Annotated in this window: 9 protein-coding genes; 4 read left to right on the top strand and 5 right to left on the bottom strand. The window is 69.0% G+C overall.

Annotated elements, in window-relative coordinates; all coding sequences use genetic code 11:
- Positions 1-846, bottom strand: an 846-nt coding sequence (locus ACWELQ_RS31490) for an AfsR/SARP family transcriptional regulator (RefSeq protein ID WP_452400670.1), incomplete at its 3' end; no start/stop codon positions are given.
- Positions 847-935: 89 nt separating this feature from the next.
- On the opposite strand from ACWELQ_RS31490, the gene ACWELQ_RS31485 reads away from it, so the two are divergent.
- On the top strand, positions 936-1646 hold the full coding sequence (locus ACWELQ_RS31485) for a hypothetical protein (RefSeq protein WP_452400669.1): 711 nt from the start codon (positions 936-938) through the stop codon (positions 1644-1646).
- Here ACWELQ_RS31485 and ACWELQ_RS31480 read toward each other — a convergent pair.
- The 3 genes from ACWELQ_RS31480 to ACWELQ_RS31470 form a co-directional block, all read right to left on the bottom strand.
- Positions 1627-2340 carry a GNAT family N-acetyltransferase gene (locus ACWELQ_RS31480; protein ID WP_452400668.1) on the bottom strand — a complete coding sequence of 238 codons (714 nt, stop codon included), beginning with the start codon at positions 2338-2340 and terminating at the stop codon, positions 1627-1629. The two genes, ACWELQ_RS31485 and ACWELQ_RS31480, sit on opposite strands and share 20 nt — an antisense overlap.
- Before the next feature lie 9 nt (positions 2341-2349).
- On the bottom strand, positions 2350-2793 hold the full coding sequence (locus tag ACWELQ_RS31475; RefSeq protein ID WP_452400667.1) for a hypothetical protein: 444 nt from the start codon (positions 2791-2793) through the stop codon (positions 2350-2352).
- A gap of 61 nt (positions 2794-2854) precedes the next feature.
- Positions 2855-3793 carry a LysR family transcriptional regulator gene (locus tag ACWELQ_RS31470; protein ID WP_452400666.1) on the bottom strand — a complete coding sequence of 313 codons (939 nt, stop codon included), beginning with the start codon at positions 3791-3793 and terminating at the stop codon, positions 2855-2857.
- A gap of 60 nt (positions 3794-3853) precedes the next feature.
- On the opposite strand from ACWELQ_RS31470, the gene ACWELQ_RS31465 reads away from it, so the two are divergent.
- The 3 genes from ACWELQ_RS31465 (at position 3854) to ACWELQ_RS31455 (ending at position 7306) form a co-directional block, all read left to right on the top strand.
- The gene (locus tag ACWELQ_RS31465) at positions 3854-4486 is read left to right on the top strand and encodes a hypothetical protein (protein WP_452400665.1); all 633 of its coding nucleotides are present in this window, start codon (positions 3854-3856) and stop codon (positions 4484-4486) included.
- 218 nt (positions 4487-4704) lie between these two features.
- A complete protein-coding gene (locus ACWELQ_RS31460; RefSeq protein ID WP_452400664.1) occupies positions 4705-6258 on the top strand; it encodes an ArnT family glycosyltransferase in 1554 nt (517 codons plus the stop codon).
- A gap of 46 nt (positions 6259-6304) precedes the next feature.
- On the top strand, positions 6305-7306 hold the full coding sequence (locus ACWELQ_RS31455; RefSeq protein WP_452400663.1) for an SGNH/GDSL hydrolase family protein: 1002 nt from the start codon (positions 6305-6307) through the stop codon (positions 7304-7306).
- A gap of 28 nt (positions 7307-7334) precedes the next feature.
- Here the strand turns inward: ACWELQ_RS31455 and ACWELQ_RS31450 are convergent, their stop codons facing one another.
- Positions 7335-7511, bottom strand: a complete 177-nt coding sequence (locus ACWELQ_RS31450) for a hypothetical protein (RefSeq protein WP_452400662.1) — start codon at positions 7509-7511, stop codon at positions 7335-7337.
- Between the last annotated feature and the right edge of the window lie 229 nt (positions 7512-7740).

Raw genomic sequence — 7740 nt, 5'->3', positions numbered from 1 at the left:
GAGCAGGGTCTGCGCGGTTTCCAATGCGAGGCGGGTCTTGCCGGAGCCGCCGGGCCCGGTCACCGTGGTGAGCCGATGGTGGGAGATGAGGTCGCGCACGGCGGCGACGTCGGCGTATTTTCCGATGTAGCTGGTCAATTCGGCCCGCAGATTGGTGGTACGGTCGCCGGTCGGCGCGCCGACCTCGCCGCGCAGCAGCGCCACGTGCAGCGCGGACAGGTCCGCGGACGGGTCGACGCCGAGCTCGTCGGCCAGCGTCTCGCGGGTCTGCTGGTAGACCGACAGCGCCTCGGTGACGCGGCCCGCGGCGGCCAGGGCGCGCATCAGGGCGGCGGCCAGCCGCTCCCGCAGCGGGTTCCGGGCCACCAGTTCGGTCAGTTCGGCGATCAGCGCGGGCCCGCGGCCGAGGCCGATCTCCACCTCGTACAGGTCGTCCTGGGCGGCCGCGCGCAGGCCCTCGAGCCGGGTGACGGCGGCGTCGAAGGCTTCGTTGCCGTGCAGGTCGACGTCCTGCATCGGGTTGCCGCGCCACAGTTCGAGGGCCTCGCGCAGAGAGTCGGCCCGGCGGGCGTCGTCACCACCGCGGGCCTGATCCAGCAACTGTTCGAACCGCACGGCATCGACCTCGGCGGGTTTCACGGTCAGCCGGTAGCCGCCCGCCTCCGCGCCCAGCGAGCCGTCCGGCAGGGCCCGGCGCAGCCGGGAGACCAGGGCCTGCAAGGCATTCGCCGCGTCGGCGGGCGGCTGCTCACCCCAGATCCAGTCGACCAGCGTCGACTTCTGGACCGCGCGGCCGGGCTCGAGGGCGAGCGCGATCAGCAGCGCGCGCAACCGGGCGCCAGGCACCTCGACCAATCCGCCGCCGGCTGTCCGGATTTCGAGTGGTCCAAGCATCCCGATCTGCACCCGGACATTCTGCCGTGATGAGAGCGCCCGTGTCAGATCGGTGTCAGGCCGGTGTCAGCACCGACGGCGAAGGTGGTTCTCACAACGACCGCAACACCATCTCCGAGGAGCCCACCATGACCATCTTCCAGACCCCCGCGCCGATCGCCGTCAACGTCGAGATCCTGTCCGGCCGCGTCACCGTCGACGCCGCCGAACGCACCGAGACCGTGGTCGAGGTGCGCCCGGCCGACCCGGCCAAGAAGGGCGACGTGCGCGCCGCCGAACTCACCCGGGTCGAATTCGCCGACGGCGTGCTGACGGTGAAGACGCCCAAGCAGTGGCGCACCTACACGCCCTTCGGCGGCAACCCGTCGATCGAGGTGACCATCGCGGTGCCCACCGGTTCGCGCCTGTCCGGCAGCGCGGGCGTCGGCAGCATCCACGGCACCGGCGAACTCGGCGAGACCGAACTGGAGATCGCCGTCGGCGCGATCGTCGTCGACCGCCCGCGCGGTTCGGTGACCGCGAAGGCCGCCAAGGGCGACATTCGCATCGGCTCGGCCGTGCGCGGGGTGATGCGGCTGGAGACCTCCATGGGCGAACTCGAGGTCGGCATCGATCCGGGCAGTGCGGCGCGGCTGGAGACCAACGGGCAGGTCGTGCACAACCAGCTGCCCCCGGTCGTGGCGAGCGCCGACACCGTTCAGGTGATCGCCCGGAACACCATGGGCAACATCATCATCCGGCACGCGGCGTGAGCCGCCGGGTGAGCCGGTCGTGGACCTCCGGCCAATCCTCCACGGTGATCGAGAACAGCACGCTGTCGCGCACGGTGCCGTCACCGCGGCGGAACTGACGGCGAAGCGTCCCTTCGTATTTCGCGCCCAGGCGCGCGATCGCCTGCTGCGAGCGATGGTTTCGGACGTCGGTCTTCAACTGCACCCGCCCGACGCCGAGCGTCTCGAAGGCGTACTCGAGCAGCAGCAGTTTGGCTTCCGGATTGGCCGCGGTACCCCATACGGCCGGGCTGTAGGCGGTGAACCCGATCTCCAGCGCGGCGTCGCGCGGCCGCACATCCAGGTAGGCGGTGACGCCGACGATCTCACCGGCGGGCACCTCGCCGACCGGGCGGCGGGTGCGCACCGTCCACATCTGCCAGTCCTCGGCCGAATCCGCCTGCCGCAGCCGGTCTTCGAACTGCTCCGCGACCTCCGGCCGCCCCGGAATATGCGCCCACACCGCATCGTGATCGAGGGCCCCGAACAGCGCCGCCGCGTCCGCCGCCGCGTCGACCGGCCGCAACTCGACCGTCTCCCCGCGCAGTACCGTGCCGGGCGGCACCGGCCAGGTCATCTCCGGCCACACCTCGTCGGCGGGCCGGGGATCGGGGCGCGGCTGAAAACGCGCCGGTTCCAAGGTCTCTCGCAGGTCTGGCGACGTTTCGGGCGACATGCGCCCAGGCTATCCGTGACCGTGCGGGTGCCACACCTGGGGCGACAGGTCGTACGGCGTCGCCATCCAGCGGTTGGACGGTGGCGAGAACAGCAGCCCCAGCACGATCAGCGTGAGCACCCCCAGCGGAATCCCGAGGCCCGGGTGACCGGTGGTGACGGCCAGCCAGGCCAGGCCGAACAGCAGGATCTGCGCGATGGTGGCGGTGGTGCGCGGCCACCAGCGGCCGCGGATCAACTCGATTCCGGAATACAGCACCAGCGCGGCCGAACCGACGAGGAACGCCGTTCCGCCGAATCTTCCGGCGTGCACCGCACCGAACCCTGTCGCCAGATGCCAGCCCACCCGGATCGCCGCCGCCGCACCGACCGCGCCCTCCGCGGCGACCAGTGCCCCGGCCGTACGCACCACCGCTGGCGTCCCGCCCTGCTGAGCGGGCATCTGCTGGCCCATCGCCCCACCCTAAGCCCGGCGGGTCATCACAAGGTCACCGTTGACCTACGAATTGCCGACGCTACCGAGCCGATCGATGGCCCCAGGTCGGCGTCCAGTGCTCGGTGTCCGGGATGATCCGCCGGGCCTCGAGGTAGGTGCGGAGGGCGGTCAGGGCGGGGTGCGGGTTGTCGGTGCGCCAGATGAGGGACATCGGGTAGACGGGCGTGGGATGGTGCAGCGGGATCCGGCGCAGGTCGTAGCGGTCCGGCCAGAGATATTGGGTGCCTTCGCCGATCAGCATGGTCAGCTCGGGGGAGTTCGAGAGATCTTCCAGCAGAGACTCTTTGGCGAAGAGCGGGGCGGCGGTGTCGATGGTGAGGTCGAAGGCGTCGGCGAGTTCGGCGTAGTAGTCGGCCACTTCGCCGGTCGTCGGCAGGCCGGGCATCCAGATCCGGTGCGCGGCAAGCTGAGCGGGGGTGACGGTGTGCGCGTCGGCCAGCGGATGCCGGGGGCCGACGAGCACCTGGTGCGGTTCGGAGACCACGGGCGTCGTGCTGATCGACGCGGGCAGTCGGCGCTGCGGCGGGACCGCGTGGAACGTGGCGTCGACGGTTCCGGCCTCGACGGCGGCGACCGCCGACTCGAGGTCGCCCTCGAGGGTCACGATGTCCAGTTCGATCGCCGGATGCGCCCGGTGGAAATCCTGGAGTAGTCCCGCGGTTTTGATGCGTCGGGCGACGACATCCACCCGCAGTCCGCGCCGTCCCGGCCGCACCGAGGCGGCGGCGCGGGCGGCCACCCGCAGCAGTTCGAGTGCGTGCGGCAGGAATGCCTGCCCGTCGACCGTGAGCTCGGCGCCCCGGGCGGTGCGGGCGAACAACCGCGCACCCAGGTCTTTTTCGAGTGCCGCGATGCGTTTCGACACCGCTTGCTGGGTGATCGAGAGCGTGAGCGCGGCCTCCTGGAACTGCCCGGCGTCCACCACCGCGACGAAGGTGCGCACGCCATTGATTTCCACCCGATAACCCTATCGACGGTTGTTGATCTTTCCGCGCGAGAACCGGTTACAGTCACGCCCGTGAAATATCTACTGGGCTGCGCCCTGGCCCTGTCGTTCGCCGTGACGGGTTCACCGGCGGCGCAAGCGGATTCCGCACCGACCTGTACCGATACCCCGAACGCCTACACGCCCGGCTGGCAGACCGGGTGGGCTTCCTATCAGGCCGCGCAGAAGAGCCCGTCCTCCGGGACGTCGTCGCGGACGGTCGATCTGCCGGTCACCATCAACGCGCCGCTGGCCAAGGTGTGGACGGTGTACTCGAATCTGCGCAACGACATCGGCAGGCATCCGTTCCTGCAGGACATCATCATGCATCGCACCTGCACCGACGGTGTCACCACGACCAACGACTTCACCGCGCTGGAGAACGTGCCGATGGGGTCGGTCGACTATCCGGCGAAGACGCAGGGCGAGCAGACGTTGCATCCGGCCGACCGGTACTACACCACCAACAGCTACGACGATCCCGGCGTCATCACGCAGCAGAAGATCAGCTTCACCGACAACGGCAACGGGACCACGACGGTGAACGAGCACATCACCTTCACCGCCAATGCGCTGCTGCTGTCGTACACCGCCGACAACGGCATCGCGTCGCATCAGGCATATCAGGCGGCGCTCAAGCGCGACATCGAGAACGGCACGCTCTGACCTCGCGGTCCGGATCGGTGCAGACCTTGCGGTCCGGATAGGTGCAGGTGGGCCGGGGTGAGCAGCTCCGGCCCCCGGGGTCGCCGATTCGAACCGGGGGTTCGCTTGCCATCAAAGTGAAATAAGGATATTTTCCTTTACCTGTCTGGTGCTGTGTCCCGCGTCACGATCGCTGCCGGATGTGACCTGGCCGTCGCACGATGAGGATTGTTCCAGCAATGACGCTCACCTATACCTCTGAACACGAATCGCACACCGCACCAACGGTATTCGCGTGGCGGGGCGTCCTGCTGAGCTCCGGCCTGATCACGCTCGTGTGGTCGGTGTCCGCGGCCCGGTTCCAGCTGGCCGGTGACGAGCTGTACTACCTCGCGTGCGGGCGACGGCTGGCGGTCGACTACGTCGACAACGGTCCCGCGATACCCCTGATCGCGCGGCTGTGCGACCTGCTCGCGCCCGGATCGGTGCTCGCGCTGCGGATACCCGGACTGCTGCTGTTGATCGCGGTCTCGGTGCTCACCGCCGCCGTGGCCTACGAATGCGGGGCCCGGCCGCGCTACCAGTTCCTCGCCGCGGCGGGCTATGCCGCCTCGCCCTTCGTGGTGGCCTTCACCGTGCTCGACAGCGTCGCCCTCGACGTCGCGTTGCAGGCCACCATCGTCTGGCTGTTCGTCCGGTGGGTGCGGACCCGCCGCGACCGGCTGTTGATCTGGGTGGGCGTGGCCGCGGCCCTCGACGTCCAGGACAAATGGCTGGTATTGATGCTGGCGGCCTGCGTCGGCCTCGGCATGCTCGTCGCCGGACCCCGCGAGATCCTGCGGCGGCCCGCACTGTGGCTGGGCCTGTTGATCTTCGGCCTGGCCATGACCCCGTCGCTGCTGTGGCAGGCCCACCACAACTGGCCGCAGCTGGCCACCAACGCCGCCATCGCCAAGGAGACGGCGGGCAGCGACGGCGGTCAGTGGGGGACCGTGGCGGCGATCATGATCACCACCGGATTCCTCGGCGGCGGGCTCGGAATACTCGGCCTCTACGGCTTGGCCCGGTCGCCGAAGCTGCGGCCCTACCGGTTCGTGCTGGTCGCGGCCGCGCTGATGATCGTGCTGGTGATCGCGGAGCACGGGCGGTCCTACTACGTGGCCGGGATCGTTCCGGCGATCTTCGGCGCGGGCGCGGCGATCCTGTCCGGGCTGCTCGAGATCAATGGTGCGCGAACGGGTTTGCGGCGACTGTTCACCGGCCTCATCGTCGCCTCCGCCGTGCTGACCGCCTTGCTGGCGACGCTGCCGTACCCGCGCAGCTGGATCAGCGTGCCCAACAACGGGTACCTGGGATTCCTGCAGCACTACGGCAACGACGACTGGGCCGACCTGGCCGACGCGGTGCACGGGGTGGCGATCGGCCTGCCGCCCGCCGACCAGGCCGACGCGGTGGTCGTCACCGAGGCCTACAACGAGGCCGGGGCGCTCGACCATTACCGGCGGTACCAATGGATTCCGCCCGTGTACAGCCCCAATCGCGGCTTCGGCGAATTCGGCCCACCGCCGGACACGGCCCGCACCTACCTCTTTGTCGGCTACAACGACGCACCCGAGCAGCGGACCTTCCTGGCCGCGTTCGCCCATGCCACACCGGTATTGCAGATGGACAACCCGCTCGGCATCGCCGGGCAGAACCATCATGTGACCGTATGGATCTGCCGTGATCCGCTGGTTCCGATGTCCGTCGCCTGGCCGAAATTGACCTACATGATCGTCCCGCCGGCTTCGTGAGCGAGGGAGTCGTCCGCACGCTATTTTCTGTCGGGGAGGAATTGCCTTGATCAAGAACAAATTCGGAGCGGTGCTGCCGCTGCGGCTGGCGGCGATCGTCGCCGTGCTCGCGGCGGCCGGTGCGACCGGCGTCGCCTCCGCCGACGACACGCCCGCACCCGCGGGCCGCACCCTGGTGGTCATGGGCGATTCGTTCGCCGCGAACCCGCCCTGCGACGGCGTGCTGGTGAAATGCGACGGCAACGGTGACACCGCCACCCACGAATGCCTGCACCGCGACACCTCATGGCCCGTCCAGCTGAGCACCCTGATGGGTGTCGAGGCCGCGGACTTCGAGAACGCCACCTGCACCAACGCGTCCATCGACAGCGGGCCGGTGACCGCGAGCGGCCAGCAGGTCCCGGGCCGCGACGGCTACACCCTGGCCCAGCTGGCCATCAAGGCCGCCAAGAACGGGTCGTTCGGGCCGCGCACCAAGGTGGTGGCAATTCAATTGGGGGCCAACGACGAATGGCCGCACGACTCGGCCACCACCGCCGACGCACCCGCACAGCTGACCTGCGCGTTCAACCTCGCACAGGGGTGTGACGCCGACGCGGTGACCCAGGGCCGGTGGCCCGATCTGGCCGCGGTCAACGGTGCCGCCTACGCCGACAGGGTCCGCAAGGTCATCGACTACGTGAAGTACTACGCGCCCAACGCGAAGATCGAACTGGTCGGCTATCCCGAACTGGCACCGGCCGATTCGTCCGCCTGGTGCCTCGACGTACTGGGCGTGTTCCGCTACGTCCAGGCGCGCGGCAGCGCCATCAACGACTTCTGGAACAAGGTCGACGATGCCGAACGCGATGCGGCCCAACTGTTGTCGATCGACTTCGTCGACGCCCGCACGACCACGGCCGGACACGGGCTGTGCTCGGCCGACCCGTGGCTGCTCGGTGCGCTGGATCCGAAGGTGAACCTGGTCGGGTTGCCGTTCCACCCGTCACCACGGGGGGATGCCGCCGTGGCGGAGGCGGTCCACAGCCGTGTCGCACAGGTCAATTGATTTGAACAGCTTTACCGGACGCCGTGCGTCAGTAGCACGACCCGGATTCCGCGCGATCGAATGCTTCGGCCCACTCTTCCGGTGACATGTAGAACGGCCGTGCCATCTGCGCTCGCATCTGCGGAAGGCCGCCGGGATACGTGTGCAGCACCTTGAGGAATCCTTGGCAGGATCCTCGGATGTACGCCTCACGGTAGTCCGTCACCGGTGGCGTCGTTTCGGGCGTACTGGGTTCCGTCGGTTCGGGTTTCGCCGTCGTCGGAGCGGGTCGCACCGTGGTGGTCGGCGGCGGCTCGGGAGTGGGTGTGGTGGTCTCAGGGGGAGGAGGCGGAGGAGCCGCCGACTCTTAATCCCGTTGTCAAGCAGCAGTGGTGAGGGGCTCAGGTTGATAGAGCCGGTTGTCGCGGAGGAGTGCCCACACGACGTTGACGCGG

The sequence above is a fragment of the Nocardia sp. NPDC004722 genome, from assembly GCF_053601505.1.
The sequence above is the reverse complement of the archived record's forward strand: the minus strand, read 5'-3'. Positions and strand labels throughout refer to the sequence as shown.